Origin of the sequence: Streptomyces peucetius, assembly GCF_025854275.1 — a bacterium.
Lineage (GTDB): Bacteria > Actinomycetota > Actinomycetes > Streptomycetales > Streptomycetaceae > Streptomyces > Streptomyces peucetius_A.
Genome location: NZ_CP107567.1, coordinates 3,855,017 through 3,881,378, shown reverse-complemented (window position 1 = coordinate 3,881,378; position 26,362 = coordinate 3,855,017). Strand labels below are relative to the sequence as shown.

24 protein-coding genes, 1 tRNA gene and 3 pseudogenes are annotated in these 26,362 nt (G+C 71.9%); 8 read left to right on the top strand and 20 right to left on the bottom strand.

All coding sequences use genetic code 11. From position 1 onward, the window contains the following. Positions 1-55: 55 nt before the first annotated feature. The 6 genes and pseudogenes from OGH68_RS17790 to OGH68_RS17765 all read left to right on the top strand — a co-directional run bounded on the left by OGH68_RS17790 (position 56) and on the right by OGH68_RS17765 (position 7,489). Positions 56-793: a response regulator transcription factor gene (locus OGH68_RS17790; protein WP_319020214.1), complete on the top strand. Its 738-nt coding sequence runs from the start codon at positions 56-58 to the stop codon at positions 791-793. After that, complete coding sequence (locus OGH68_RS17785) at positions 786-2,534, top strand: sensor histidine kinase (protein ID WP_264245157.1); 1,749 nt, start codon at positions 786-788, stop codon at positions 2,532-2,534. Before OGH68_RS17790 ends, OGH68_RS17785 begins: the two co-directional genes overlap by 8 nt. A gap of 26 nt (positions 2,535-2,560) precedes the next feature. Beyond that, positions 2,561-3,850 (top strand): bifunctional glycosyltransferase family 2/GtrA family protein, encoded by a 1,290-nt coding sequence (locus OGH68_RS17780; protein ID WP_264245155.1) that lies wholly within the window; start codon positions 2,561-2,563, stop codon positions 3,848-3,850. Continuing rightward, positions 3,847-5,976, top strand: coding sequence for an ArnT family glycosyltransferase (locus OGH68_RS17775; RefSeq protein ID WP_264245154.1), 2,130 nt, complete (start codon positions 3,847-3,849; stop codon positions 5,974-5,976). The genes OGH68_RS17780 and OGH68_RS17775 overlap by 4 nt, the downstream gene beginning before the upstream one ends. Before the next feature lie 31 nt (positions 5,977-6,007). Continuing rightward, a pseudogene (locus tag OGH68_RS17770) lies at positions 6,008-6,648 on the top strand (MFS transporter); the annotation flags it as partial. A 70-nt stretch (positions 6,649-6,718) separates the two neighbouring features. Continuing rightward, positions 6,719-7,489 carry a TetR/AcrR family transcriptional regulator gene (locus OGH68_RS17765; RefSeq protein ID WP_264245151.1) on the top strand — a complete coding sequence of 257 codons (771 nt, stop codon included), beginning with the start codon at positions 6,719-6,721 and terminating at the stop codon, positions 7,487-7,489. A gap of 41 nt (positions 7,490-7,530) precedes the next feature. On the opposite strand, the gene OGH68_RS17760 is transcribed toward OGH68_RS17765, so the two are convergent. The 4 genes and pseudogenes from OGH68_RS17760 to OGH68_RS17745 all read right to left on the bottom strand — a co-directional run bounded on the left by OGH68_RS17760 (position 7,531) and on the right by OGH68_RS17745 (position 11,980). Beyond that, complete coding sequence (locus OGH68_RS17760) at positions 7,531-7,998, bottom strand: PPOX class F420-dependent oxidoreductase (protein ID WP_264245149.1); 468 nt, start codon at positions 7,996-7,998, stop codon at positions 7,531-7,533. Positions 7,999-8,008: 10 nt separating this feature from the next. Beyond that, positions 8,009-8,867: pseudogene (locus OGH68_RS17755) on the bottom strand (YceI family protein). A gap of 183 nt (positions 8,868-9,050) precedes the next feature. After that, complete coding sequence (locus OGH68_RS17750) at positions 9,051-11,507, bottom strand: MFS transporter (RefSeq protein ID WP_264245148.1); 2,457 nt, start codon at positions 11,505-11,507, stop codon at positions 9,051-9,053. Between the two features lie 8 nt (positions 11,508-11,515). Continuing rightward, the gene (locus OGH68_RS17745; RefSeq protein ID WP_264245146.1) at positions 11,516-11,980 is read right to left on the bottom strand and encodes a MarR family winged helix-turn-helix transcriptional regulator; all 465 of its coding nucleotides are present in this window, start codon (positions 11,978-11,980) and stop codon (positions 11,516-11,518) included. A 202-nt stretch (positions 11,981-12,182) separates the two neighbouring features. Between OGH68_RS17745 and OGH68_RS17740 the strand changes: the two genes are divergently transcribed. Next, complete coding sequence (locus tag OGH68_RS17740; protein WP_264245144.1) at positions 12,183-12,404, top strand: hypothetical protein; 222 nt, start codon at positions 12,183-12,185, stop codon at positions 12,402-12,404. 76 nt (positions 12,405-12,480) lie between these two features. Here OGH68_RS17740 and OGH68_RS17735 read toward each other — a convergent pair whose 3' ends face one another. From OGH68_RS17735 to OGH68_RS17695, 9 genes are all read right to left on the bottom strand, one after another. After that, a complete protein-coding gene (locus tag OGH68_RS17735) occupies positions 12,481-13,263 on the bottom strand; it encodes a hypothetical protein (protein ID WP_264245143.1) in 783 nt (260 codons plus the stop codon). 50 nt (positions 13,264-13,313) lie between these two features. Next, entirely contained in the window at positions 13,314-14,171 is an 858-nt protein-coding gene (locus OGH68_RS17730) for an RNA polymerase sigma factor SigF (RefSeq protein ID WP_264245141.1), read from the bottom strand. A 233-nt stretch (positions 14,172-14,404) separates the two neighbouring features. Continuing rightward, positions 14,405-15,247 carry an RNA polymerase sigma factor SigF gene (locus tag OGH68_RS17725; protein ID WP_264245140.1) on the bottom strand — a complete coding sequence of 281 codons (843 nt, stop codon included), beginning with the start codon at positions 15,245-15,247 and terminating at the stop codon, positions 14,405-14,407. 176 nt (positions 15,248-15,423) lie between these two features. Continuing rightward, complete coding sequence (locus tag OGH68_RS17720; RefSeq protein ID WP_264245138.1) at positions 15,424-15,717, bottom strand: Dabb family protein; 294 nt, start codon at positions 15,715-15,717, stop codon at positions 15,424-15,426. A 30-nt stretch (positions 15,718-15,747) separates the two neighbouring features. Next, the gene (locus OGH68_RS17715; RefSeq protein ID WP_264245135.1) at positions 15,748-15,912 is read right to left on the bottom strand and encodes a hypothetical protein; all 165 of its coding nucleotides are present in this window, start codon (positions 15,910-15,912) and stop codon (positions 15,748-15,750) included. A 169-nt stretch (positions 15,913-16,081) separates the two neighbouring features. Next, positions 16,082-16,166, bottom strand: a tRNA-Ser gene (locus OGH68_RS17710). A gap of 238 nt (positions 16,167-16,404) precedes the next feature. Next, positions 16,405-16,935, bottom strand: a complete 531-nt coding sequence (gene tadA / locus OGH68_RS17705) for a tRNA adenosine(34) deaminase TadA (protein WP_264245133.1) — start codon at positions 16,933-16,935, stop codon at positions 16,405-16,407. Beyond that, complete coding sequence (locus tag OGH68_RS17700; RefSeq protein WP_264245131.1) at positions 16,935-17,471, bottom strand: hypothetical protein; 537 nt, start codon at positions 17,469-17,471, stop codon at positions 16,935-16,937. The genes tadA and OGH68_RS17700 overlap by 1 nt, the downstream gene beginning before the upstream one ends. Before the next feature lie 161 nt (positions 17,472-17,632). Then, a complete protein-coding gene (locus tag OGH68_RS17695) occupies positions 17,633-17,815 on the bottom strand; it encodes a hypothetical protein (RefSeq protein ID WP_264245128.1) in 183 nt (60 codons plus the stop codon). A 117-nt stretch (positions 17,816-17,932) separates the two neighbouring features. Here OGH68_RS17695 and upp point away from each other — a divergent pair, with 117 nt between their 5' ends. Beyond that, positions 17,933-18,568: a uracil phosphoribosyltransferase gene (upp, locus tag OGH68_RS17690; protein ID WP_264245127.1), complete on the top strand. Its 636-nt coding sequence runs from the start codon at positions 17,933-17,935 to the stop codon at positions 18,566-18,568. A gap of 91 nt (positions 18,569-18,659) precedes the next feature. Here the strand turns inward: upp and OGH68_RS17685 are convergent, their stop codons facing one another. From OGH68_RS17685 to OGH68_RS17655, 7 genes and pseudogenes are all read right to left on the bottom strand, one after another. Next, positions 18,660-19,283, bottom strand: a complete 624-nt coding sequence (locus tag OGH68_RS17685) for a LytR C-terminal domain-containing protein (protein ID WP_264245126.1) — start codon at positions 19,281-19,283, stop codon at positions 18,660-18,662. Between the two features lie 150 nt (positions 19,284-19,433). After that, positions 19,434-19,730 carry a type II toxin-antitoxin system VapB family antitoxin gene (locus tag OGH68_RS17680; RefSeq protein WP_003955420.1) on the bottom strand — a complete coding sequence of 99 codons (297 nt, stop codon included), beginning with the start codon at positions 19,728-19,730 and terminating at the stop codon, positions 19,434-19,436. A 337-nt stretch (positions 19,731-20,067) separates the two neighbouring features. Continuing rightward, complete coding sequence (locus tag OGH68_RS17675; protein WP_264250139.1) at positions 20,068-21,600, bottom strand: M28 family metallopeptidase; 1,533 nt, start codon at positions 21,598-21,600, stop codon at positions 20,068-20,070. Positions 21,601-21,765: 165 nt separating this feature from the next. Then, positions 21,766-22,434: an HhH-GPD-type base excision DNA repair protein gene (locus OGH68_RS17670; RefSeq protein WP_264245125.1), complete on the bottom strand. Its 669-nt coding sequence runs from the start codon at positions 22,432-22,434 to the stop codon at positions 21,766-21,768. A gap of 65 nt (positions 22,435-22,499) precedes the next feature. Continuing rightward, positions 22,500-23,759: pseudogene (locus OGH68_RS17665) on the bottom strand (RNA polymerase sigma factor). Then, entirely contained in the window at positions 23,753-24,169 is a 417-nt protein-coding gene (locus OGH68_RS17660) for a YciI family protein (protein ID WP_264245124.1), read from the bottom strand. Before OGH68_RS17660 ends, OGH68_RS17665 begins: the two are co-directional and overlap by 7 nt. 212 nt (positions 24,170-24,381) lie before the next feature. Continuing rightward, positions 24,382-26,112, bottom strand: coding sequence for a lysyl oxidase family protein (locus OGH68_RS17655; protein WP_264245122.1), 1,731 nt, complete (start codon positions 26,110-26,112; stop codon positions 24,382-24,384). Positions 26,113-26,362: the final 250 nt, after the last annotated feature.

The window sequence follows — 26,362 nt, the reverse complement described above, 5'->3', positions numbered from 1 at the left end:
GGAATTCACAGGTTCAGGAAAGAAGCCTCTCAGGGCAAGGTCACAGCCTGGAGACATGACCACGATCTCGCCCCGGGGGCGCACCGAAATGCTCAGGCCCGACGGCTGCCCCGTGCGGGTGCTCGTCGTGGACGACGAGGCGCCGCTGAGCGAATTGCTGTCGATGGCCCTGCGGTACGAGGGCTGGGACGTCCGCAGCGCCGGTGACGGAGCGGCGGCGGTCCGTGCGGTGCGCGGCTTCCGGCCGGACGCCGTGGTGCTGGACGTCATGCTGCCGGACATGGACGGGCTCGCCGTCCTGGGGCGGCTGCGGCGCGAGGCGCCCGACGTGCCCGTGCTCTTCCTGACGGCGCGGGACGCCGTCGAGGACCGGATCGCGGGCCTCACCGCCGGGGGCGACGACTACGTGACCAAGCCGTTCTCGCTGGAGGAGGTCGTGGCACGGCTGCGCGGTCTGATCCGGCGCTCCGGCACGGCGGCGGTGCGGAGCGAGTCGCTGCTCACCGTCGGTGACCTCACCCTCGACGAGGACAGCCACGAGGTGACGCGGGGCGGGCAGCCGGTGCATCTGACGGCGACCGAGTTCGAGCTGCTGCGTTATCTGATGCGCAATCCGCGCCGTGTGCTGAGCAAGGCGCAGATCCTGGACCGGGTGTGGAGCTACGACTTCGGGGGCCGGGCCAACGTCGTCGAGCTCTACATCTCGTATCTGCGCCGGAAGATCGACGCCGGACGCCCGCCGATGATCCACACGCGCCGCGGTGCGGGATATCTGATCAAGCCCGGTGAGTGACGCAAGGCCACGCAGGCCGTGGTCGCTGCGGACACGGCTGGTGGTCTCCGCCGTGGTGCTGATCGCCGTGGTGGGCACGGTGATCGGCGCCGTCACGACCATCGCGTTCCGCACCTATCTGTACGGGCAGCTGGACACGCGGCTGACGGACGTCGCGATGCGGGCGTCCGGGCCGGCGGCCGGTGACGCCGAGCGGCTGCCCGGGGACCTGCCGCAGCGGCCGCCGCTGGACTTCGTGACCGGCGGCGGTACGCCCGTGGGCACGGTGGGCGCCATCGTCGAGGACGACGGGAGCGTCGGGCGGGCGGCGGCGAGCACCCAGCTCGAGCCGTCCGGGCCCGCGCCGACCGAGAGCCCGCTCGACGCGGCGCAGACGGCGGCGCTGGCCGCGGTCGTGCGGGACGGGCAGCCGCACACCGTGGACCTGCCGGGAAAGGGCGGCTACCGCGTGCGGTCCGCGACCGGGGTGCGCGGCTCCTTCCTGGTCGGCGTCCCGACCTCGGACGTGCGGGACGCGCTCGGGACGCTGGTCCTGGTCGAGGTCTGCGTCACGGGCGCCGGACTGGTTGCCGCCGGGATCGCGGGCACCGGCCTGGTCGGGATGGCGCTGCGCCCCCTGCGCCGGGTCGCCGCGACCGCGACGCGTGTCTCGGAACTTCCGCTGCACAGCGGCGAGGTGGCCCTGCTCGAACGGGTCCCGGTCGCCGAGGCCGATCCGCGCACCGAGGTCGGGCAGATGGGGGCGGCGCTGAACCGGATGCTCGGCCATGTCGGTTCCGCGCTCGCGGCACGGCAGGAGAGCGAGACGCGGGTACGGCAGTTCGTCGCGGACGCCAGCCATGAGCTGCGGACGCCGCTCGCGTCGATCCGCGGCTACGCGGAGCTGACGCGGCGCGGCCGTGAGCGGAGCGAGACGGGGACACCCCCGGGCCGGGCGCCCGGGAAGGGGGACGCGGTGGGGCCGGACATCCGGCACGCGCTCGGCCGCATCGAGTCCGAGGCGACCCGTATGACGGGTCTGGTGGAGGACCTGCTGCTGCTGGCCCGGCTGGACGCGGGACGGCCGCTCTCGCAGCAGAGCACTGATCTCTCGCCGCTGGTCGTGGACGCGGTCTCCGACGCCCGCGCGGCGGGACCGGACCATGTGTGGCGGCTGGAACTGCCGGCGGAACCGGCGACCGTGCCGGGCGACGGGCCACGGCTCCAGCAGGTCCTCGTCAACCTGCTCGCCAACGCCCGCACGCACACACCCCCGGGGACCGCCGTCACGGCGCGCGTGCGCCGCCCCGACCCGACGGCGGCACCGGGGGCGCCGGGAGCGTTGGGGGCGCCCGGCCGTGCGCCGGCCGTGGTGCTCGAGGTCGAGGACGACGGGCCCGGCATCCCCGACGGACTGCTGCCGCACATCTTCGAACGCTTCGCCCGCGGCGACGCCTCCCGGTCCCGGCAGGCCGGCAGCACGGGTCTCGGGCTCGCCATCGTGCACGCCGTCGTCACCGCCCACGGCGGCGACGTGACCGTGCGGTCCGTGCCCGGCCGCACCGTCTTCACGGTCACGCTGCCGGCCGGTCCGCCTGACCGGCCGGCAGCGGGCAACCAGGCACCGCCGGACCGGCCCGTGGCGGGCAACCAGGCCTCGCCGGACCGGCCCGCTGAGGGCACGCAAGCCCCGCCGACGACGCGGCCCGCTGCGGGGACGCCGGACTCACAGGCGGGCCACAGGCCGGTCACACGGCCGTGACAGCGGCCCCCCGGAGGGTCGTCGGTATGCGAACCGACACCCCATGGGGGACCCTCCCGGCCCGTGAGCATCTGCTCGCCGGCACGGCCGAACGACCCGTACTCGACGTGGTGGTCCCCGTGTTCAACGAGGAGACCGACCTGGAACGGTGCGTGACGCGGCTGCACGAGCACCTCACGCGGACCTTCCCCTACGGCTTCCGGATCACCGTCGCCGACAACGCGAGCACCGACCGTACGCCCGAGGTCGCGGCCCGCCTCGCGGCGGACATCGCCGAGGTGCGGGCGTACCGGCTGGAGGAGAAGGGGCGGGGACGGGCGCTGCGCACGGTGTGGTCGCACTCGGACGCGCCGGTGCTCGCCTACATGGACGTCGACCTGTCCACGGATCTCAACGCCCTGCTGCCGCTGGTCGCGCCGCTGATCTCCGGCCACTCGGACCTGGCGATCGGATCCCGGCTCGCCCGCAGTTCGCGCGTGGTGCGCGGACCCAGGCGGGAGTTCGTCTCGCGTGCCTACAACCTGATCCTCAAGTCGTCGCTGGCGGCCGGTTTCTCGGACGCGCAGTGCGGGTTCAAGGCCGTCCGGCGGGAGGTGGCGCAGCGGCTGCTGCCGATGGTCGAGGACACCGGATGGTTCTTCGACACCGAGCTGCTGGTCCTGGCGGAACGGGCCGGTCTGCGCATCCACGAGGTTCCGGTGGACTGGGTCGACGACCCGCACTCGACCGTCCGCATCGTCCGTACGGCCGTCGAGGACCTCAAGGGGGTCTGGCGGGTGGGGCGCGCGCTGGCGGTCGGCGCGCTGCCCCTCGACCGTCTGGCGCGCCCCTTCGGCGACGACCCGCGCGACCGGGAAATCAGCGGTGTGCCGAGGGGGCTGGCCCGCCGGCTCGTCGGCTTCTGCGTGGTCGGGGTGTTCTCGACCCTGCTCTATCTGCTGCTGTACTCGCTCTTCCGCGCCGGAGCCGGCCCGCAGACCGCGAACGCCGCCGCCCTGCTGCTCTCCGCGGTCGCCAACACGGCAGCCAACCGCCGGTTCACGTTCGGGGTGCGCGGCCGGGACCGTGCCGTACGCCACCAGGCGCAGGGCCTGGTCGTGTTCGGCATCGGCCTCGCGCTGACCAGCGGTTCGCTCGCCGCCCTCGACGCGGCGGCGGGCAGCCCCTCCCACGGCACCGAGCTGGCGGTCCTCGTCGCGGCGAACCTGGCCGCGACCGTGCTGCGGTTCCTGCTCTTCCGGGCCTGGGTGTTCCCCGAACGCCACCGGCCCGACGGCACCATGAGCGACACGACCGGCACGAGGGGGACCGCATGACCCGGCTCCTTCCGGCCGGCGCGGACGCGGTCGCGGGCGCGGCCGCCGACGCCCCGGACCGCCGCGCACGCAACGGAGTCGCCGCGAGGCTGTGGCGCGGCAGGGAGGCGGACGCCCGCTGGGTGCGACCCGCGTTCCTGGCCCTGCTGGCGGCCACGGCCCTGCTCTACCTCTGGAACCTGAGCGCCTCCGGCTACGCCAACTCCTTCTACTCCGCGGCCGTGCAGGCCGGCAGCGAGAGCTGGAAGGCGTTCTTCTTCGGCTCCTCGGACGCCGCCGGCTCCATCACCGTCGACAAGCCGCCGGCCGCCCTGTGGCCGATGGCCCTGTCGGTGCGGCTGTTCGGCCTCGGGTCGTGGCAGATCCTCGTGCCCGAGGTGCTGATGGGCGTCGCGACGGTCGGAGTGCTGTACGCGGCCGTACGCAGGCGCTTCACGCCGGCGGCAGGCCTGATCGCCGGCGCGGTGCTCGCCCTGACGCCGGTCGCCGCGCTGATGTTCCGGTTCAACAACCCGGACGCGCTGCTCGCGCTCCTGATGACCGTCACCGTGTACTGCGTGCTGCGTGCCCTGGAAGGCGCGCGGACGAAGTGGCTGGTGTGGGCGGGCGTCGCGGTGGGTCTCGCGTTCCTGACGAAGACGCTCCAGGCGTTCCTGGTCCTGCCGCCCCTGGCCCTGGTGTACGCCGTGTGCGCGCCGGCGGCGCTGCGGCGCAGGCTCGGCCAACTGGCGCTCGCCGGACTCGCGGTGGTCGTCTCCGGCGGCTGGTGGGTGGCGATCGTCGAGCTGTGGCCGGCGTCCTCGCGGCCGTACATCGGCGGCTCGCAGAACAACAGCTTCCTGGAGCTGACCTTCGGCTACAACGGCCTCGGCCGGATCAACGGCGAGGAGACGGGCAGCGTCGGAGGCGGCGGTGGCGGCGGCTGGGGGGAGACCGGCATCGACCGGCTGTTCGCCGGGAACATCGGCGGTCAGATCGCCTGGCTGCTGCCCGCCGCCCTGCTGCTGCTCGTCGCCGGTCTCGTGCTGACCGGGCGGGCGGACCGGACGGACACGGCGCGGGCCGCGTTCCTCGCCTGGGGCGGGGCGCTGCTGACGACGGCCGCGATCTTCAGCTTCATGGCGGGGATCTTCCACGAGTACTACACGGTGGCCCTGGCGCCGTACATCGCCGCGCTCGTCGGCACGGGCGCCACGATGCTCTGGGAGGAGCGGGCGAAACCGGCCTGGGCCGCGGTGCTCGCCGCCACGGTGGCGCTGACGGCGTGGTGGTCGTACGTGCTGCTCGGCCGGTCCGCGGACTACCTGCCGTGGCTGCGTCCGGTGGTGCTCGCCGGCGGTCTGGTGTCGGCGGTTGCGCTGCTGGTCGCGGTCCGGGCGGGGCGGCGGACGGCCCTCGCGGCCGCCGCGCTGGGCCTCGCGGTGTCGCTGGCCGGCCCGGCGGCGTACTCGCTGACGACCGTGGGCGAGGGACACGCGGGCTCGATCGTGACGGCGGGCCCCGCCGTGGCCGGCGGCCGTGGCGGCCCCGGCGGCTTCCCGGGTGGAGGGCCCGGCGGCGGTCCCGGCGGCTTCCGGGGCGGCGACGGCGGCGCCGGGACGCAGCCACCCGGCGCGCAGAGCACGGGGCCGGGCGGGGCGCAGCCCCGAGGCGGCGCCGTGCAGGACCAGGGCGGCTCCGGCCAGAGCCAGGCGCCCGGCGGCTTCCCCGGCCGCGGGGAGGACGGCGGCGCCCGTGGCACGGGCGGCGGCATGGGCGGGCTGCTCAATGGCGCGGACGTCGGCGCGGAGGCCGAAGCCGCGCTGAAGAAGGCCGCCGACGCGTACACCTGGGTGGCCGCGGCCGTCGGCTCGCAGAACGCCGCGAGCTACCAGCTCGCGACCGGCGAACCGGTGATGGCGATCGGCGGCTTCAACGGCAGCGACCCGTCCCCCACCCTTGACCGCTTCAAGCAGTACGTGGCCGAGGGGCGGATCCACTTCTTCATCGGCGGCGGCGGACCGGGCGGCGGGGCAGGGAGCCTCGGCGGCAACGCCGGCTCGGCGATTGCCGCCTGGGTCCAGGAGACGTTCACCGAGGTCACGGTCGGAGGCGCCACCCTCTACGACCTGACCGCCGCCAAATAGCGCTGTACGCCGTATGGGAACTCTCTTGTACGGTGTACGGGACCTTCCCCCGGCGCTCACCGTCGTCGTGCTGAACCTCAGCGGTGTCGGCGCCCGGCTGCTGCTGAAACTGGGGACACCGGTCACCATCGCTCTCGGCATGGCCCTGGTGTCCGGCGGCCTCGCCGCCATCGCGGTCCTCGGCGGGGGCGGCTACAGCGGGATGCTGCTCGGCCTGGTCGTGATGGGCGCCGGCGTCGCCGTGTCCATGCCCGCGATGGCCAACGCGATCATGAGCGCCATCCCGCCGGAGAAGGCGGGCGTGGGCGCCGGCATCAACGGCACACTCGCCGAGTTCGGCAACGGCCTCGGCGTCGCGGTCCTCGGCGCAGTACTCAATTCCCGGTTCGCCGCCCTCGTTCCCGCGTCGGTCGGTGCTGCGTCGCTGCCCGCGGCGCTCGCGGCGGCGGACGGCGCTGACGAGAAGGCGCGCATTTCCAGGCCTTCGCGTCCGGCCTGGAGACGAGCCAGCTCGTCGGCGCGGCGGCCGTCCTCGCGGGCGGTCTGCTGGCGGCGCTGCTGCTGCGCAGGGCCGAACGGGCAGGCGCCCCCGGCGGCGGGAACGCTCCCGGACAGGGCGACGAGGACCCGGCCGCAGGCGCTCAGGAGCAGCGGCGCAGCACGGCGGCATAGCATCGACGCCGGGCGGACGGGTGTGTTCCGGCGCCGTCCGCCCGGCCGGAGGCGACAAGGAGGGTGCGCGATGGTGGATGCGGCCGACCGCACGAAGAGCCCCACGAGGACCAGCGTCTGGCTCGAGGGCAAGGCGGAGCGGGGCCGCAGGCCGACGCAGCCGGCCGGCCTGGACCGCGACAAGATCATCGCCGCCACGGTCCGGCTCCTCGACGCGGAGGGCGCGGCCAGGTTCTCCATGCGGAAGCTGGCCGCGGAGCTGAACGTCACCGCGATGTCGGTCTACTGGTACGTGGACACCAAGGACGACCTGCTGGAACTGGCGCTCGACGCGGTCTTCGGCACGGTGGAGCTGCCGGCCACCGACGCGGCGGACGAGTGGCGCGACCAGCTGCGCGCGCTGGCCGCCGGCTACCGGGCCCTGCTGGTCCGGCATCCGTGGGTGTCGCCGCTGATCGGCACGTATCTGAACATCGGACCGCGTTCGCTGGAGTTCGCCCAGGTGGCCGAGCGGATCGTCCGCAACACCGGTCTCCCGCCGCACGGTCAGACGGGCGGGCTCAGCGCCGTCTTCCAGTTCGTCTACGGGTTCGGCACCATCGAGGGGCACTTCGTGGAGCGCTGCGCGACGGCAGGGCTGAGCCAGGACGAGTACCACCATCGGGCCATGCGGCTGATCCGCGAACAGCCGCGGTACCGCGAGAGCTTCGCCTACGCGGACACGCTGATGGAGGCGCGGGGCGGCGACACGGTGGCGGAGATGCGCGAGCGGGACTTCGCGTTCGCCCTCGACCTGCTGGTCGCGGGCATCGAGGCGATGGTCGAGAAGTCCCGCCCGTAGCCGCCCGGCCCGTAGCCGCCCGCCCCGCCCGGCGCGGCGCCTCAGTCCTCGGCGAGCCGGGCCGGGAAGCCGCCGGTGGCGATCGGGCCCCACCGCCGCGGAGTTACCCGGATGATCGACTTGCCCTGCTCGACCATCGCCCTGCGGTACTCGTCCCAGTCCGGGTGCTCACCGGAGATGTTGCGGAAGTACTCGACGAGCGGCTCCACCGAATCGGGGGAGTCGATCACCTCCGCCGTGCCGTCGATCTGCACCCAGGGGCCGTTCCAGTCGTCCGAGAGGACGATCAGGCTGACCCGCTCGTCCCGCTTGGCGTTGCGCGTCTTCGCCCGCTCCGGATACGTGGAGACGACGATCCGGCCCGCGTCGTCCACCCCGCAGGTCAGCGGGGAGCCCTGCGGGGAGCCGTCGGCACGGCGGGTCAGCAGGACCGCCCGGTGGCGGGGGCGCACGAAGTCCAGCAACTGGTCGAGTTCCACCCTGGTGTTGGTGGCGATGTGGCGTGCCATGGCGCGCACCCTACGGGAGTTCGGCGCCCTGCACCGCCTGGGTGTCCAGCTCCACCCTGAGCGTCGTCCCGATGGCGGAGATGCCGGCGGCCTGCACCACCTGGTTGTAGTTCATCGCGAAGTCCTCGCGGTGCAGTTCCGTCGTGGCGCGGCACGCGGCCCGGACACCGCCCCACGGGTCGGGCCCGGTGCCGAGGTGGGTCAGGTCCAGGCCGACCTCGCGCACGACGCCGTGCAGCGACAGCTCACCGCGCACCCGCCAGCTGTCCGGCCCGGACGGGGTCAGGGCGGTGGACCGGTAGGTGATCTCCGGGAACCGCTCGGTGTCCAGGAAGTCCGGCGACCTCAGGTGTTTGTCGCGCAGCCCCTTGCCGGTGTCGATGGAGGCGGCCGAGATCACCGCGTCGACCCGCGAGCGCTCCACGTCTTCGGCGATCTCGATCCGCCCGGCGAACTCGGTGAAGCGTCCGCGCACGCTGGAGATCCCGAGGTGCTGCGCGGTGGCGCCCACCGACGAGTGCGCCGGGTCCAGCGACCACGTTCCCGGCGGCGGCAGCTCCATCCCGCCCCGGCGGGCCAGGACGACCGTGCCCACGTCCACCCGTCCGCTCGCCGTGCCAGCGCGGTCGAGGCGACCGGAGCGTGGCCGAGCGCGGTCACGATCACCGTGTACGGCCCGGCGGGCAGCGCGGTCGGGTCGCTGACCGTGCCGTCGGCGCCGTCCCCCAGAGCCTTCGGCCTGGGAGGTGCCCCCACGCCCGCAGCACCTGTGCGCCGGTCGTGTCCGTCACGGTCACGACCGTGTGCGGGACCGCCCGGCCGTCGCGGGTCCGTACCTGTGCGCGAAGTCCCTGTGCGCGATGTCCCATGCCCATCGATCCCGTTTCATTTCCCGGCCCCCACGGGCCCGCCGGAAGCGTCGCTCGACAACTGCTCGGGCCCCGGGACCCGGGCGGCCGGCCGTCCCCTGCCTGCCGCCCCGTCACCGGGGCCCGTCTCCGCCGGGCGGGCGGCCCGTCTCCGCCGAGAACGAGCGCCCGCCCGGGGGCCTGTCACTCGCCCGGGTGGGCGAGTTCGATCTCGTGGCCGTCGACGCCACGGCCGGTCACGGTCAGCTGACCCGCCACCGGGGGGTATCCGGTCGCGATGACCGTGTACTGGCCCGCGTCCAGGTCGGCGAAGGCGTACGCCCCGTCGTCACCGGTCGTGGCACTGGCGACCACGTTCCCGGCGGCGTCCACGAGGGTCACCCGTGCGTCGGCCAGCGGTCGGCGGGCGGCCCCGGCGCGTACGGTGCCCCTGACCACGGCACCGGCCTGCAGCACTGCCTCCATCCGGGTCACGCCCCTGCCGCCGATCTCGACGGGCAGCGCGAGCGGCCGGTGGCCGGCGGCGCTCACCGCGACCGTCACCGCGCCGGGCACCAGCTCGGTGAAGGCGAACTCGCCGTCCTCGGTGCTCGTACCGGTGGCCAGCACATCGCCGCGCACGTCCGTGACCACGACCATCGCGCCCTCGACCGGTCCTTCGCCGTCGGCGGCCCGTACGACTCCCGTGAGACCGCTCGTACCGGCGAGCAGGACGTCGTGGGCCAGCGGCTCGTCGGCGACGACCACCGTGGAGGCCTGCGGCTGGAAGCCGTCGGCCGAGGCGATCAGCACGTACAAGCCGGCGCCCGGCGCGTCCAGCGTGTAGCCGCCGTCGGCCTGGGCGACGGAGCGCCCGATCTGCCGGCCCGCCGGTGAGATCAGCGTGACCGCCGCCCGGGGCACCGCGGCGCCCTCCGACCCGCGCACCACGCCGTGCACCGCGATCCCGGAGGTCACGGCGCCGACCGGCTCGGTCTCGACCGCCTGCGCCGGGGCGGGGGCCTCTGCGGCAGCCACGGCCTCGGGGGCCTCGGTCACCGCGGGGGACTTGTCGTTGGGCGAACTGCTCTTCAGGGCGACCTCCTTGATGAAGACCGTCACGACGAGCGCGATCAGCGCGAAGGGAGCCGAGTACAGGAAGATGTCGGCGACCCCGTGGCCGTACGCCGTCTCCATCACCGTGCGGATTGGACCGGGCAGGGCGTCGAGGTCGGGGATGCCGCCGCCGGCCGTCCCGCCGTGCCCGAGGGCCGCGCCCTCGGGGCCGAGTTCCGCGAGCCCGTCCTTGACGTAGTCGGTGACCCGGTTGGCCATGACCGCGCCGAGCGCGGAGACGCCGATCGCGCCGCCGAGGGACCGGAAGAAGGTGACGACCGAGCTGGCCGCGCCGAGGTCGGAGGGGTCGACCTGGTTCTGGGTGCAGAGCACCAGGTTCTGCATCATCATGCCGAGTCCGAGGCCCATGACGGCCATGAAGACGGCGATGTGCCAGTACTCGGTGTCGTACCGGATGGTCCCCAGCAGACCGAGGCCCGCGGTGACCAGTGCGCCGCCGGCCACCAGCCACGCCTTCCAGCGGCCGGTCCTGGTGATGATCTGACCGGAGACGGTCGACGAGACGAACAGGCCGCCGATCATCGGAATGGTCAGCACACCCGACATGGTCGGCGACTCGCCCCGCGCCAGCTGGAAGTACTGGCTGAAGAACACGGTGCCGGCGAACATCGCGACACCGACGAAGAGCGACGCCAGTGAGGCCAGCGTGATGGTGCGGTTGCGGAACAGCCGCAGCGGGATGATCGGCTCGCTCGCCCTCGACTCCACCAGCAGGAAGAGCGCGCCGAGGACGACGGAGCCGCCGACCATCGCGCCGGTCTGCCACGAGAACCAGTCGTACTTGTCGCCGGCGAAGGTCACCCAGACCAGCAGCAGCGAGACGGCGGCGCTGATGAAGAACGCGCCCGACCAGTCGACCTTGACCTGACGCCTGACCACCGGCAGCTTGAGGGTCTTCTGCAGCACGATCAGGGCGATCAGCGCGAACGGCACGCCGACGTAGAAGCACCAGCGCCAGCCGAGCCAGTCGGTGTCGGTGATGACGCCGCCGAGCAGCGGGCCGCCGACCGTCGCGACGGCGAAGACGGCCCCGATGTAGCCGCTGTAGCGGCCGCGCTCACGCGGGGCGATCATCGCGGCCATCACGATCTGCGCCAGGGCGGACAGTCCGCCGACCCCGATGCCCTGGACCACGCGGCAGGCGATCAGCATGCCCGAACTCTGCGCGAATCCGGCGACCACGGAGCCCAGCACATAGATGAGCAGCGCCATCTGGACCAGCAGCTTCTTGGAGAAGAGGTCCGACAGCTTGCCCCAGAGCGGGGTGGTCGCGGTCATCGCCAGCAGCGACGCGGTCACGACCCAGGTGTAGGCGCTCTGGCCGCCGCCGAGGTCGGTGATGATCTCCGGCAGGGCGTTGGAGACGATCGTCGACGACAGGATCGCGACGAACATGCCGAGCAGCAGCCCGGACAGCGCCTCCATGATCTGCCGGTGCGTCATCGGCGCCGCGCCGTCGGAGGCGGCCGGCCCGCCATGCTTGGCGTGGCCGCCCCGCACACCGTTCGGTGTGGTCGTAGCCATGAACTTCCTTACGTGTCTTGTGCGGGTGTACGGGTGGCGTGGGCCCGGCAGTCCCCGACGGAATCCCGGAGGCGGGCCAGCATCGCGTTCAGCTGTCCGACTTCGTCGTCGGACCAGTCCTCGAGGCAGTGGGCGAACATGTCCGCGGTCCGGCGGCCGAGGTCGCCGAGCAGCTCCTCGCCGGAGGCGGTGAGCCGCAGGATGCGGGAGCGCCGGTCGTCGGGGTGGGGGGAGCGCTCCAGCCAGCCGCGGTCCACGACGTGGGCCACATGCCTGCTGGTCACCGACATGTCGACGGCCAGCAGTTCGGCGAGGCGGCTCATCCGCATCTCGCCGTGTCGGCCGACGAGGGCCAGTACGGCGGCTGATCCGGAGGGGCAGTCGGCGGGCAGCATCCGCGAGAGGCTGCGCTTCACGGCTCCGACGGCACTGATCTGCCGGGCCAGCTCCTCGTACTGACTGCGCTCGGCCACGACCCCTCCACAGTGTTTGTTGCTTAGGGCAACGATAAAAGCCGTTGGTTGCTACAGGCAAATGAAAAGGGACTGGAACGGGTAAAGGAACCCAAAAGGCTTTGCATCTGCAGAGTCATGCGGAAGTCATGTCCGTGCCCGGTGTCTCTCGGCGTCCGCCCGGGGTTGGGCCGGGCACCGCCGTTCGCTAGGGTCCTGGGCCATGGCACACAACCCCCATGCTCCCCAAGGCCAGGGCCCCGAGGGCAACTACGACCCCGCGGGCAGCACTCAGATGTTCCGCGCCTTCGTCGACGAAGGCGCGCCCCAGGGCCGCGCGGCCGCGACCCCGGCCGCGTCGTCCTCGTCGCGCGTCGGCCTGATCGCCGGTGTGATCGCGGCGGTGGTCGTCCTCGGCGCGGTCGCCTGGCTCGCCCTCGGCTGAGGCGCCCGGCTGCCCCGGCCGCCCCGCTGGGGCCGGCCCCGGCCGGCCCGCCCCCGCCGCTCCGGCCGAACTCCGGTCACTTCCAGGTCGCGGTGACGTCCTGGGTCTCCATGTGCATTCCCCAAGGCACCCGCCAGGCCTCGACGCAGACCGTGTACGTCCGCTTTCGTACGGCTCCTGGTGCGATCGGCGCGGGCAGGGGCTGCCGGGACTCGACCGTCGCCCAGTCGATGCCGAGCGCACCGATGATGTGCGTGGCGAACGTGACGGTCCCGGAGGTGGCGGCGGTGCCACCGCTGTTGCGGAACTCCACGGTCACCTTCTCGCACCACCGCTTGTCCAGGGCCTCGCGCACCGGCTCGCCGAGCCGGAGCACGGCGGGGCCCGTGGGGCCCGGTTCCGGGTCGGGCGGCGCGGGTGCGGGCGGGGTCGGTGGCGGTTTCGGGGAAGGCGAGGGGGCAGGGGTGCCCGGCGTGCCGTCGGGGCCCGGCGCCAGTTGAGGTCCGCCGTCTTCCGGCTGCCCGGAGCCGTTCGTACCGCTCCTGTCCCCCGTACCGGCCCGGTGCTGTCCGCTGTCGCCCTGCTGCCCCGTCGTCCGGCCGGACGCGTCGGAGCTCTTGCCGGGCGTCTTGCCGGGCGCTTTCGCGGCCGGTGCGGCGGGCCCGTCACGCACCCCGTCCAGCGGGGCGAGCGAGACCTTGCCCTTCGGTGGCACCGCGGCCGTCGGGGCCCCGTCGGACCCGGCGCCCGCGGCGCCGAGCGCCACGTCACCGTCGCTGCTGCCACCGCCGCACGCGGTCAGCGCTCCGCAGAGGCAGAGCGCCGACGCCACGATCCCCGGGCCGGTCCGTCGTCGCATCGCGCCAGTGTGGCTGACGGGCCGTCAGTAAGGAACCCCGGTGACGGACCTCAGTCCGCGATCAGCCCTTCCCGCAGCTGCGCGAGCGTGCGGGTCAGCAGCCGGGAGACATGCATCTGGGAGATGCCGACCTCCTCGCCGATCTGCGACTGGGTCATGTTGGCGAAGAAGCGCAGCATGATGATCTGCCGTTCCCGCGGGGGGAGTTTGGCGAGCAGCGGCTTGAGCGACTCGCGGTACTCGACGCCCTCCAGCGCCGAGTCCTCGTACCCCAGCCGGTCCGCGAGCGAGCCTTCGCCGCCGTCGTCCTCCGGCGAGGGCGAGTCGAGCGACGAGGCCGTGTAGGCGTTGCCCACCGCGAGGCCGTCGACCACGTCCTCCTCCGACACCCCGAGGACGGCGGCGAGTTCGGGGACGGTCGGCGAGCGGTCGAGCTTCTGGGCGAGTTCGTCGCTGGCCTTGGTGAGGGCGAGGCGCAGCTCCTGGAGCCGGCGCGGCACCCGCACCGACCACGAGGTGTCGCGGAAGAAGCGCTTGATCTCGCCCACGACCGTCGGCATCGCGAAGGTGGGGAACTCCACGCCCCGCTCGCAGTCGAAGCGGTCGATCGCCTTGATCAGCCCGATCGTGCCGACCTGGACGATGTCCTCCATGGGTTCGTTGCGGCTGCGGAAGCGCGCCGCCGCGTACCGGACGAGGGGGAGGTTGAGCTCGATGAGGGTGTCGCGCACATAGGTGCGCTCCGGGCTGTCGTCGGCCGCGCCCTCGCAGTCCAGGGCGCGCAGCCGCAGGAACAGGGAGCGGGAGAGAGTGCGGGTGTCGATGGCTTCCGAGCTGCCGGACTCGGCAGGTGCGGGCGCGCTTGGCGCGCGAGTGAGCACCTTCGAGCTGCCCTGTTCTACGGACATGCCACCCCCTTGAGGTCGCGGACGGTCGCGGTGGCCGCGACCGTCTGAGGAACGCAGCCTCCACCTGAATACCGGCGGCGAGGCTGCGGCAAACGCGGTTCCAGCAGAATGTCACATGTCGGCAACACGCTGTAGTGACATGTCGACAAGTATCACGCAAAAATGCCCAGGAAGCAGGGGGTACAAGGCTTTTGAGGCTACGTCAGTGATCCAGGAGTCTCTACCCGTTCGAGCTACGCTTCGATCCTGTTTGCGGAACGAAGCCGAGCGAAGCTTCGCGCCAGCAGGCGCGACACATGCATCTGGGAGACACCCAGTTCCTGGCTGATCTGGGACTGGGTCAGGTTGCTGTAGTAGCGGAGCATCAGAATCCGCTGCTCCCGCTCCGGCAGCTGCACGAGCAGGTGGCGCACCAGATCGCGGTGCTCGACGCCGGCCAGCGCCGGATCCTCGTAGCCGAGCCGGTCCAGCAGGCCCGGCATGCCGTCACCCTCCTGAGCCGCCTCCAGCGACGTCGCGTGGTACGAGCGGCCCGCCTCGATGCAGGCCAGCACCTCGTCCTCACCGATCTTCAGCCGCTCGGCGATCTCGGCCGTCGTGGGGGAGCGGCCGTGGGCCGTCGTCAGGTCCTCGGTCGCCCCGTTGACCTGCACCCACAGTTCGTGGAGCCGGCGCGGCACATGCACCGTGCGCACGTTGTCGCGGAAGTACCGCTTGATCTCGCCGACCACCGTGGGCATCGCGAACGTGGGGAACTGCACCCCGCGGTCCGGGTCGAACCGGTCGATGGCGTTGATCAGGCCGATCGTGCCGACCTGGACGACGTCCTCCATCGGCTCGTTGCGGCTGCGGAAGCGGGCGGCGGCGTACCGCACCAGCGGGAGGTTGGCCTCGATGAGCGCCGCGCGGACCCTGGAGTGCTCCGCGGTGCCCGCCTCCAGCCCCTTGAGGCGGCCGAACAGCACCTGGGTCAGGGCGCGGGTGTCGGCGCCGCGCCGCGCGGGCTTCGCGGCGGGTGCGGTGTCGTCCGGCCTCTCGTTCTGAGGTGGCACCTGAGGCGCAGTACTGGCCGACACGGTCAAGCCACCCCTTTGCGGTCATTTACGGTCAATTCATTCGTCAAAAGCGGTCATAGCATCACAAGACATGTCCACCGTGTGCAAGCACCCGATAACGCCGTGTTGACGTCGCGTTGGGATGGAAAACCGAAAAGCCCCCCGCCCCAGCGGGCGAGGGGCCGGCGGAACGGTCCTCAGAACTCGTAGTCGGCGATCACCCACGTGGCGAACTCGCGCCACTGTCCGGCGGCAGCCTGGTGGGCCGGATGCTCGATGTAGCGCTTCAGCGCGTCCTTGTCGGCCACGGCCGAGTTGATGGCGAAGTCGTAGGCGATCGGCCGGTCGGTGATGTTCCAGGCGCACTCCCAGAACTCCAGCTCGGGCACGACGCCGTCCAGCTCCTGGAAGGCCTTCACACCGGCGACGACACGCGGCTCGTCCCGCCCGACGCCCTCGTTGAGCTTGAAGAGAACCAGATGGCGGATCAAGGGGGCACTCCCTGCTTGGCCTGACCGGCCCTAGGTGACGAGCTCGGTCATGAACTCTCCGACGCCCTGTGCGGCGTTCGAAATCCCTTCGAACCCTACTTCCACCAGGTCGGCGGCCTCTTTAGGGGTCTTGATGATCGTCCACAGGATGAAGACGACGACGATGTAGACGGCTATCTTCTTGGCTTGCACCATCGGCCCCTGTCTCCCCTGCTGTCCCTGCCCCTGCCCCGGCCACGCGTCGCGTGAGTCTAGCCGAGCGGATTTCGGACAGGATCTTCATGGGGCGCGAGCGGCCGGGGCGGCCCGGGCCGGGACAAGGCGAAGGGCCCCGGTGCATCGCACCGGGGCCCTTCGACAAGAGCGGTAGCGGAGGGATTTGAACCCTCGGTGACTTGCGCCACACTCGCTTTCGAGGCGAGCTCCTTCGGCCGCTCGGACACGCTACCGGGAGAGATCCTAGCCCAAGGTGGCCCGTGCTCTGAAATCGGTTCTGGGAAAGGGCCCGGCCCACGGGTCCGAGCCGCGTCGCGGCGCCCTCCGAGCCGTGCCCCGAACGCCCTCCGCGCCATGCCCTGGACGGCCTCCGCGCCGTTTCCCGGACGCCTTCTTCGCCACGCCCCGGCCGTCGCGCGGGCCGCCGGCCGGGTTCCGGGGTGCGACCTCGAGGCGTCGCCCGGGCACCGGTCAGCGGTCGCCCGGCCGGTCGCGGAAGAACGCCGTCAGCTGCTGCGAGCACTCCTCTTCCAGCACCCCGAGGACGACTTCCGGCCGGTGGTTGAGGCGCCGGTCCCGTACGACGTCCCACAGCGAACCGGCCGCGCCCGCCTTCTCGTCCCGGGCGCCGTAGACCACGCGCTGCACCCGTGACTGCACGATCGCGCCGGCGCACATCGTGCACGGTTCCAGCGTCACGACGAGCGTGCAGCCGGTCAGCCGCCACTCGCCGAGGACGGTGGCGGCCCGGCGTATCGCCAGCACCTCGGCGTGAGCCGTCGGATCTCCCGTCGCCTCACGCTCGTTGTGGCCCACGGCGAGGATCGTGCCGTCCCCGGCCAGCAGGACGGCACCGACCGGCACGTCGCCGCCCCGTGCCGCACGGTCCGCCTCGCCGAGGGCGAGGCGCATCGTCGCCTCCCACGGACCGCGTACGGGATCGCCACCGGGCACCGGCCCCGCGGGACGTCCCGGTTCCTGTTCGTCTGCCTGCCGGGGCACTAGCGCACGGTCTCCAGCACCTCGCCCGCACCGAGCGCGTCCGCGATCTCCATCAGCGCGTCGGTGTCCAGTGTCAGCAGTTCCTTCTCCGACAGTCCGAGGTCGGCGAGGATCTCGCGGTCGCCGACCGGGCCGGCCGGCACCGTCTCGCCGCCCTGGGCGGGGACGTCGACCGTGCTCTGCTCGTCCTCCTCCGGTTCTCCGTCCTCCGTGCCGTCGAGGTTCAGCGAGTCCAGGTCGTCGGCGGGGTCGTCGTCGTCCCCGCCGAGCAGTTCGTTGGTGAGGATCTCCCCATAGGAGGAGCGTGCGGCCGCGGCCGCGTCCGAGACGAAGATCCGGGGATCCTCCTCGCCCTCGACCCGCAGGACGCCGAACCAGGCGTCCTCCTGTTCGATGAAGACGAGCACCGTGTCCTCGTCCACCGAGGCTTCACGGGCCAGGTCGGTCAGATCCGACAGGGTCTCCACATCGTCGAGCTCTGTGTCGCTCGCTTCCCACCCGTCATGAGTGCGCGCGAGCAGTGCGGCGAAGTACACCGTGACTCTCCCACTGATCAGAGGTGTGACGACCGGCGGTGCGTTGCGTCGTGCCCCGCCCACTCGGAATCGTGGCAGAAAGAGCCGCGTTGCGAGAGGTCTTCCGTCGTTGCGTCGGCCATCAGTTCTTACCGGTGTCCATGGGACGGGCGTGGGACGGGCTACCAGCGGAACGTCCGCATACGCATCTGCTGGCGCATCCGGGCGGCCCTGGCGCGCCGTGGCTGGACGCGGTCGCGCAGCGCTTTGGCCTCGTTCAGCTCGCGCAGGAACTGGGCGCGTCGCCTGCGGCGCTCCGCGTCGGTCGCGGTTTCCTCTTCGTGCTCCGGCTCTGACTCGGGCATCGCCACACCACCCCACGGCTGCTTCCGTACCGCCCTCGACCCCGTCGCCTGGGGGTACACCTCTCCACCTTCCCTCCGGACCCGTCCTTGATGCGAGCGCGGGCTACTGTTGACGGCATGCGGATCCACGTCGTCGACCACCCGCTGGTGGCGCACAAACTGACAACGCTGCGCGACAGGCGCACCGACTCCCCCACCTTCCGGCGGCTCGCCGACGAGCTGGTCACCCTGCTCGCGTACGAGGCCACCCGGGACGTGCGCACCGAACAGGTCGACATCGAGACCCCGGTGACGGGCACGACCGGGGTGAAGCTGTCCCACCCGCGGCCGCTGGTGGTGCCGATCCTGCGGGCCGGTCTGGGCATGCTCGACGGCATGGTGCGGCTGCTGCCGACCGCCGAGGTGGGTTTCCTCGGGATGATCCGCAACGAGGAGACGCTCGAGGCGTCGACGTACGCGACCCGTATGCCGGAGGACCTGTCCGGCCGCCAGGTGTATGTACTGGACCCGATGCTCGCGACCGGCGGCACGCTGGTCGCGGCGATCCGTGAGCTGATCCGGCGCGGTGCGGACGACGTGACCGCCGTCGTGCTGCTGGCGGCGCCGGAGGGCGTCGAGGTGATGGAGCGCGAGCTGGCGGGCACGCCGGTGACCGTGGTGACCGCCTCGGTGGACGAGCGCCTGAACGAGCACGGGTACATCGTGCCGGGCCTGGGCGATGCGGGTGACCGTATGTACGGGTCGGCCGAGTAGTCCGTTCGCGCGGCGTCCGGTCCCTTCGCGGGGCGTTCGTGCCGTCGTCGTCAGGAAGGGCCGGGACGGTTCCCGGCCCTTCCGCCGTTCCTCAGCACTTTCCGGACGGAACCGGCTCCGGCTTGGTCAGGGCCGTGAGGGCCACGTCCGCACTGGCCTTCGGGTCGAGCGCCTTGAAGGCCGTGCCGATGATCAGGTCGATGTCCGCCGTCTTGCGGGTGTCGGTCTTCGCCTGGAAGCCCTGCACCTGGGTGCCGAGCACCCGGAAGGCTCCGTCCTGCGCGGTCGCCGCGCCGAGGAAGAGGGCGGTGCCGGGGACCTTCTTGTCGTACGTGGCGGGCGCGTTGGCGACCTTGCCGATCTTGAAGCCACGTTTCTTCAACTCGTCGGCCGTGGACTTGGCCAGACCGGAGCGCGGTGTCGCGTTGTAGACGTTAACCGTGATCTGGCGGGGCAGCGGCGGCGGGGGCGCGGCGGAAGGGGACGGGCCGGGCTTGCAGGCGGCGCCGCGCGCGCTCGCGGCGGTCTTCTCGCCGCCGCCGGTGAACGCGTCGATGAGCTGCAGCGTCCCCCAGCCGGCCAGGCCCAGCGCGGTCACCGCGGCGACCACCGCAAATACGATCCTGCGGCGGCTCCGGGGGCGTCGCATTCGTGGGTACTTGTCGCCCGTGATGCGGTACTTTCCGCCCATGCCGGGGGGAGTCAGCATGCTCATGGGCGCAGCGTAGTGCCGCTCGGTGGCTATGCCTACTAAACGATCAGCGGATTGCGCCCGTACGGTGCCGAAACGCCCCCGAAAGGACCAGCGGCCGCCCTGCGGAGGAGCCGATTCAAAGCAGCGGGCGACCGCCTGCGGCGGCCTGGCTCAGCCCAGCTCGAGCACGCGGGCGTGCAGCACCTGCCGCTGCTGAAGGGCCGCGCGCACGGCCCGGTGCAGGCCGTCCTCCAGATAGAGGTCGCCCTGCCACTTCACGACGTGGGCGAAGAGGTCGCCGTAGAACGTCGAGTCCTCCGCGAGCAGCGTCTCGAGATCCAGCTGGCCCTTGGTGGTCACGAGCTGATCGAGGCGGACCGGGCGCGGCGCGACATCCGCCCACTGCCGGGTGCTTTCCCGGCCGTGGTCGGGATACGGCCGCCCGTTACCGATGCGCTTGAAGATCACACGGAAAGCCTACCGGTCAAGAGCCTCATGGTGCAGCCATGGAACCGCGGCACGATCCCGATCAAAACTTTGCAAACCGGGAAAACGGGTCCTCGCGCCGCCGCCCGCCGTGCGGCTGATTCGCCCGAAAGGAGTGGGGCCGGCCCTGTCCGGCGGCTCCGGGCGGACGGGCCGGGCGGGTGACGGGTACGGAGAGGGCCGCACCCGGGAACGGGAGCGGCCGCGCCGCGCGGGAAGGACGGCCGCCGCGCCCGGGTGGCGGGAACGGAGACGGCGCGCCGCGGGCGTCGTGCCCGCGGCGCGCCGCAGCCGTACCGGTGTGAGCCGGGCCGGGGTGTTACTCGGTCACCTCGTGGTCGTGCCCGTCGTGCAGACCGCCGCCGCTGCCCGCGTCACCGTCCGTCGGGACGGTCGTGACCGGCTTGCGCAGCGAGCTGATGTCGTGCGCGTAGGTGCCCACGGCGTTGGCGATGACGCCGATGTTGACGGCGAACGCCTTCATGTTGATGTTGCTGATGTCGTCGCCGACGGCGTGGTAGTTCGGGTCGTAGGCGAGACCCGCCACGCCGCCGAACTTCTTCGCCTGCGCCTCGGTCTTGATGCCCTCGGCGCCGGTGAAGGTGCCGCCGGACGGGATGCCGACCTCGATGAACGGCCCGTAGTCGGAGCGGCCGGTGAAGTCGGTGCCCTCGTGCGGGGTGCCCTGCTTGTCGAGGTACTCGTTGATGTCGCGCTCGAGCTGCGCGGAGCCCGCCGGGCCCGCGCCGGCGCCCACGCCGTCGGAGTCGTCGCCGTCGTAGACGAAGAGCCCGTAGTTGGGCGACGCGATCATGTCGAAGTTGAGGTAGAGCTTGATCTCCTTCTTGCCCAGGCTGCTGAGGTTCGCGACGTAGTGCTCGGAGCCGAGCAGGCCGTTCTCCTCCGCCGACCACCAGGCGAAGCGCACCTTGTTGGTGGGCTGCTTCTCCCGCTTGGCGAGCTCCTCGGCGACCTCGAGGAGGCCGGCGGAGCCGGAGCCGTTGTCGTTGATGCCGGGGCCCGCGGTCACGGAGTCGAGGTGCGCACCGAGCATCACGGTGTTGGCGGCGTTGCCCCGGCGGGTCTGAGCGATCACGTTGTTGGTGCTGCGCTCCTCCTGGAGCTCGCGGATCTCGAAGGAGACGTTCAGCGGGCCCTTGGCGAGCTCTGCGGCGAGCTTCTCGCCGTCCGCCCGGGTGATGCCGCCGGTCGGGATCTTCGCGGACGCCTGGTCGCCCAGGGTTCCGGAGAGGGAGCCCTCGGTGTTGTTGTAGACGATCGCCCCGACCGCGCCGGCGTCGGCCGCGGCGGCCTGCTTGGCGGCGAACGTACAGCCGCCGCGCTTGATCAGCGCGATCTTGCCGGTGAAGGTGCCCGACGCGTAGTCGCCCGCCTCGCAGCCGGTCGTGTCGTCCACCGGCACGGCCGCCACATCGGCCTTGATGCCGCCGACGGGGGTGGACTTGGTGTACGTCATGGCCGCGATCTCGATGTCGCGGGGCGCCGGCGAGACGACCGAGAGCTTCTCGGCCAGGGTCTCGGTGTAGATGAACGAGAAGCGCTGGTACGAGACGTCGTACCCGTACTTCTTCATCTGCTGGTACACGTACGCGGCCGACGCGTCGTGGCCGAGCGATCCGGCGGCGCGGTGGCCGCCCGTGCTGTCCGCTATCTGCTGGAACTTCTCGAGGTGCTCGAATGCGTCGTCCGCGGACGACTTCTGGACCAGCTTCCGTGCCAGCTTCGACGCGTCCTTCGCGGCCCGGTCGCCCGGGTCCTGACGCGCGGCGGACGGGGAGGCGGATGCCAGCAGGAGCGGGGTCGCGAGTGCGGCTGCGGCCATGGTGGCCACGGCTCTGCGATGGGTTGCCTTCACAGAGGTCCTTCCCGATGTGAACGAGGGTTGAAGGGAAGCTAGCGATCTCTGCGGCCGCTGTGAACACCTGTGCCGTAACTCATGGCGCATTTCGGCCCATTCGCATACGGAAGCTGTCCATCCACATGAATACGCTGTTCATCAGGGCTCCTTGGGCGGTTTCGCGGACCCGGTGGACCTCGCCGTGCCCGCGGCCTTCGTGGCCTTCACCGTCCGGGCGGTCTGTGCGGCCTTGGCCGCTTTCGCGGCGGCCTTCTTCTCCTGCTTGTACGCCCGGACCCGGGCGAGCGACTCGGGCCCGGTGATGTCGGCCGCCGACCGGTAGGCGCCCTCTTCGCCGTAGGCACCGGCGGCCTCCCGCCAGCCCTCGGGCCGTACGCCGTACTGCTTGCCGAGCAGCGCCAGGAAGATCTGCGCCTTCTGCTCGCCGAAGCCCGGCAGCGCCTTCAGCCTCGCCAGCAGCTCCGCCCCGCTCCGCGCGTCCGACCAGACGGCGCTCGCGTCGCCGTCGTACTCGTCGACGAGGAACCGGCACAGCTCCTGCACCCGTTTGGCCATCGACGCCGGATAGCGGTGGACCGCGGGCTTCTCCGTCAGCAGCCCGGTGAAGGCGTCAGGGTCGTACGCGGCGATCTCGGCGGCGTCCAGATCGCCGGTGCCCAGGCGCTGCGCCACCGTGTAGGGGCCGGTGAACGCCCACTCCATGGGGATCTGCTGGTCGAGGAGCATCCCGATCAGGGCGGCGAGCGGACTGCGGCCGAGCAGTTCGTCGGCCTCCGGTTGCTGGGCGAGGTGGATCGTGGCTCTCATGCCCCGATGATCACCCCGTGGCAGGTGCGCCGCCAGTGAGGCGGCCGGCGCGTCCGCCCGCGGGGTCACCGGCGCAGGCGGGCCGCCCTGGCCTGTAGGTAGCGCGCCTCGGGGATGCTCAGGGTGTGCGACGCCGCAGTGCGGTACGCCGCCTCGGCCTCCTCCAGATCACCCGCCCGCTCCAGCAGATGCGCCCGTACGGCGTCGAGCCGGTGATGGCCGGCCAGCCGGTCCTCCAGACGGGCCACTTCGGCGAGACCGGCGCGGACCGTGCACCATCGCCGTCGCGACGGCCCGGCCGAGCCGTGCCATCGGTTCGGGGGCGCGGGCCACGAGGAGGTCGTACAGGGCGAGGATCTGCGGCCAGTCGGTGTCTTCGGCGCGCGGGGCCTCGTCGTGCAACGCCGCGATCGCCGCCTGCAGTTGGTACGGGCCCGCCAGCCCCTCCGCCAGCGCCTCCTCCACCAGGGCCGTGCCCTCGGCGATCGCCGCGCGGTCCCAGAGCGTACGGTCCTGCTCGTCGAGCGGGACCAGCTCGCCGTGCGGGCCCGTGCGGGCCGCGCCGCGGGCCTCGGTGAGCAGCTTCAGAGCCAGCAGCCCGCTCACCGCGCCCTCCCGCGGAAGCAGCCGGCGTACGGCGCGGCCAGCCGGATCGCCTCCGCCGCCAGGTCGGCGCGGTGCAGATCGCGGCCGGAGGTCGCCGTGTATCCCTCGTTGAAGATCAGGTACAGCACCTGGAGCACGGCGGCCAGCCGGTCGTCGCGGTCCTGCGGCCCCGGTTGCCGGAACGGCACCCCTCTGATCCACTGCTTCGCCCGGCTGATCCTCCCCCATGGCCTTCGGCATGGGAGGTGCCCCCTGCGCCATCGTCGCCTCCGGAACGAGATGCGCCCGCGCGATCTCGGCCGTCGTCAGACCGCCCACCGCCCGGAGCGTCAGCGCGATCTGCGCGGGCGGGCTCAGCTCCGGGTGGCAGCACAGGAAGAGCAGGGTGAGCGTGTCGTCCTCGGACGGTGCGCGTCCCTCACCGGGCGGCGGCGCGGTGAAGGCGTCGCGGGGGGCCGGCCGGCCCGCCGTCTCCTCACGGCGGTGGCGTGCCTCCTCGCTGCGCAGCAGGTCCGTCAGACGGCGGGAGGCGACCCGGATCAACCAGCGCCGGGGGTTGTCCGGCGGGCCGCCCTCCGGCACTGCTGCGCCGCCGCCAGCAGCGCCTCCTGGACCGCGTCCTCCGCCAGGTCGAAGTGCCCGTAGCGGCGCACCAGCGCGCCGAGTACCTGCGGCGCGTGGAGGCGCAGCAGGTACTCGACCTCGGCGGGAGTCAGCACACGTCGCCTCCGCCCTCCATGATCTCCCGGATCACCACGGGGTACTCGACGGTGCCCTCGGGGACCGGGCACTGGGTGATGCGGGTCGCGATCTCCGTCACGCGGTCCAGGCTCTCGCAGTCCAGGACCCAGTACCCGGCGAGCACCTCCTTCGTCTCGCCGTAGGGCCCGTCCGTGATCACCGGCCGGCCGTCCTTGCCGGACAGGACGTGCCGGGCCCGCGCGGGCTCCGCCAGGCCCTGCGCGTCGACGAACTCACCAGACTCGGCGAGGTCGTCGTTGATGCTCTGCATGAACGAGAACATCGCCTGCATGTCCTTCTCGTTCCACACGGGGGCGTTCTCCGAGGCGTTGCCACGCGTCGCTTCGTAGTCCGCCTGCGTCCCCTGAATCATCACCAGGTACTTCATGATCCGCTCCCTCTGGCCGGGTGGTCGCCCCCTGTGGGCAACTTTCACAGGGGACGTCGGAGACGGTGCGGCATTCTCGACACGGCGCGGCGGCAACTTCTCCCACGGTTCGCCGGGGCGGCAGATCCGCTCCCGATGTGCCCCGTGGGGCGGCGGAAGCGCGACGCCGGCCCCGGGAACATGCCCCGGGACCGGCGTCCGTCGTGCGGATGTCAGTTGGCGTCGACCAGGTGGTGGGCCGGCACCTTCACGGTGCGGGCGCCGGGCTTGCCGCCGAGCACGACCTTGCGGAGCGCGCTGTTGTTGTTCAGGTTGGTCTCCTTGAGGCGCTTCTCCGGGTTGGCCAGCACCTGGATGTAGTAGGTGCCGTTGGGCAGGCCGGTGATGTCGAAGGACTGGCCGGGCAGGTCCTGGGTGTACGTGTCGCCGGAGCCCACGTCCAGCACCTCACGGACGGAGATCGAGTTCTCCTGGCCGCACGCGGTGGACAGGTCGGTGTTCTCCGGGTGCCAGTTGGCGTTCTTCACCGTGTAGTCGACGGCGTCCGTGTTGGCCAGGCAGAACGCCTCCTTGCCGCTGCGCACCGCTTCCTTCTGGTCGGCCTTGAGGAGGCGGTAGCTGGCGAAGTCGGTGAAGTGCCAGTGCTCGTGTCCCGGCCGCGGGTCCCACTCCATGGTGCCGGTCGGCGTGTAGCCGACCTGCTTGCCGTTCGCGTCGTAGAAGTACTGGTAGGCGTCCATCAGCTTCTTGCCGGGGGAACGGAAGCCGTCCACGACGAGCTGCGCGGGACCGGCGTTCCACACGTTGGCGCTGAAGGCCAGATAGTCCTTGCCGGGGACCTCTTCACCGCCGTCGCTGATCTGGATGCCGTAGGCGGGCAGCGAGCGGAGGTCGGGCTTCGGCACGTTCGGCACGGAGGCCTTGCCCGTCGGCCGCTTCCCGTTGGGCGACAGCGCCGGCGCCTGGCGGGAGCCGTCGGTCTGTCCGAGCCCGTCCTCGGCCTGTGCGGCGGCCCGTAGACCGGCTGCCTTCTTCACCGCCCACGGGACGGCGGGCGGAGCGGACGGGTAGGGGCCGTGCCCCACGTTGTACGCCGGACCGGCGCCGCTCGTGGGTGCCGCGGGAGCGGCGGGGCGCATGGCGTCGTGGCCGCTGTGGCCACTGGGTGCGGAGTGTCCGGACGCGTGTCCTTCATGTCCTCCTGCATGACCTCCGGCGGCCGACGCCCGTGCGGCGCCCTCCTCCCAGCTGCGCTCGCGTACGGTCACCTTGATCGTCTGCGGCTTGGCCGCGATGCCGAGCAGGTCGCGGTAGCGCTTCGCCACGGACACCCTGGCCGTGTACTTGCCGGGCTTGAGGGCGACGGGCTCGGAGTAGTAGCCGGAGTACGTGTTGGACGCCCAGCCGTTCTCGACACCCCACACCGAGCCGAGCGTGAAGGGATTCACCGGACAGCTCTCGGGATACTTCGACTTGGCCGGGGCGTCGGGGCGTACCCGGCCGGAGGCGTTGTTGGGGCAGAACGACTCGCTCTTGGCCAGCACGGTCTTGCCGGCGGCGTCGCTGATCGTGACCCTCATGAAGCCGGGCAGCCCCGAGAAGTCCTTGACCAGCCCGGCGGGCAGCGTCTTGGTCCGGACGCTCTTGCCCTGGCGGATGATCTGGGTGGCGACGACCGGGTCCTTGTAGGACTTGCGGGTCACCTTGATTTCGAGGGGGCTGTTCTCTGCGGTGAGGTAGGTCCCGAGGTCCAGGTAGACGCCGGGTTCATCCTTCCACGAGTCGAGTGTCACCGCGTTGGAAGCGGCGATCAGACGGAACGTCGGCCCGGTCTTCGCCTTGTCGGCGTCGGGAGCGGCGGCGACGACGCCGGCGGTGACAGCGATCGCCGCTCCCGCGGCGAACACGGAGCGCCACAGGCGGGCTTGGTGGGATCTGGTCATGAATCCTCGTTGTCCGAAGTGCCTGATGGGACGGTGGATCAACAGCCCGCGTCCATAACCGGCCACCCCTGTAGGAACGAGGCGGCCCCCGTCGCGAAGCTGTCTTCCGCCTGTGAGAGGGGACGGACGGCCCTGTCGGTTGTCTGCGGACCCACAGCCTGTGGATGGTTGGCCGGAACCATGCGGTTTTGCCGTATCAGGCCGACATGACACGATCCCGCCCGCCGGGCTCCCGCCGCGTGCTACGCCG

Excerpts from the sequence above, each read along its gene's own strand:
- OGH68_RS17760 (WP_264245149.1), bottom strand. The coding sequence starts at position 7,998 with ATGGCACGCCACATCGCCACCAACACCAGGGTGGAACTCGACCAGTTG.
- OGH68_RS17730 (WP_264245141.1), bottom strand. The coding sequence starts at position 14,171 with ATGTCCGTAGAACAGGGCAGCTCGAAGGTGCTCACTCGCGCGCCAAGC.
- OGH68_RS17670 (WP_264245125.1), bottom strand. The coding sequence starts at position 22,434 with ATGAGAGCCACGATCCACCTCGCCCAGCAACCGGAGGCCGACGAACTG.
- OGH68_RS17660 (WP_264245124.1), bottom strand. The coding sequence starts at position 24,169 with ATGAAGTACCTGGTGATGATTCAGGGGACGCAGGCGGACTACGAAGCG.
- OGH68_RS17780 (WP_264245155.1), top strand. The coding sequence starts at position 2,561 with ATGCGAACCGACACCCCATGGGGGACCCTCCCGGCCCGTGAGCATCTG.
- OGH68_RS17765 (WP_264245151.1), top strand. The coding sequence starts at position 6,719 with ATGGTGGATGCGGCCGACCGCACGAAGAGCCCCACGAGGACCAGCGTC.
- OGH68_RS17750 (WP_264245148.1), bottom strand. The coding sequence starts at position 11,507 with ATGGCTACGACCACACCGAACGGTGTGCGGGGCGGCCACGCCAAGCAT.
- OGH68_RS17655 (WP_264245122.1), bottom strand. The coding sequence starts at position 26,112 with ATGACCAGATCCCACCAAGCCCGCCTGTGGCGCTCCGTGTTCGCCGCG.
- OGH68_RS17695 (WP_264245128.1), bottom strand. The coding sequence starts at position 17,815 with ATGCCCGAGTCAGAGCCGGAGCACGAAGAGGAAACCGCGACCGACGCG.
- OGH68_RS17775 (WP_264245154.1), top strand. The coding sequence starts at position 3,847 with ATGACCCGGCTCCTTCCGGCCGGCGCGGACGCGGTCGCGGGCGCGGCC.
- OGH68_RS17740 (WP_264245144.1), top strand. The coding sequence starts at position 12,183 with ATGGCACACAACCCCCATGCTCCCCAAGGCCAGGGCCCCGAGGGCAAC.
- upp (WP_264245127.1), top strand. The coding sequence starts at position 17,933 with ATGCGGATCCACGTCGTCGACCACCCGCTGGTGGCGCACAAACTGACA.
- OGH68_RS17735 (WP_264245143.1), bottom strand. The coding sequence starts at position 13,263 with ATGCGACGACGGACCGGCCCGGGGATCGTGGCGTCGGCGCTCTGCCTC.
- OGH68_RS17790 (WP_319020214.1), top strand. The coding sequence starts at position 56 with ATGACCACGATCTCGCCCCGGGGGCGCACCGAAATGCTCAGGCCCGAC.
- OGH68_RS17685 (WP_264245126.1), bottom strand. The coding sequence starts at position 19,283 with ATGAGCATGCTGACTCCCCCCGGCATGGGCGGAAAGTACCGCATCACG.
- OGH68_RS17715 (WP_264245135.1), bottom strand. The coding sequence starts at position 15,912 with ATGGTGCAAGCCAAGAAGATAGCCGTCTACATCGTCGTCGTCTTCATC.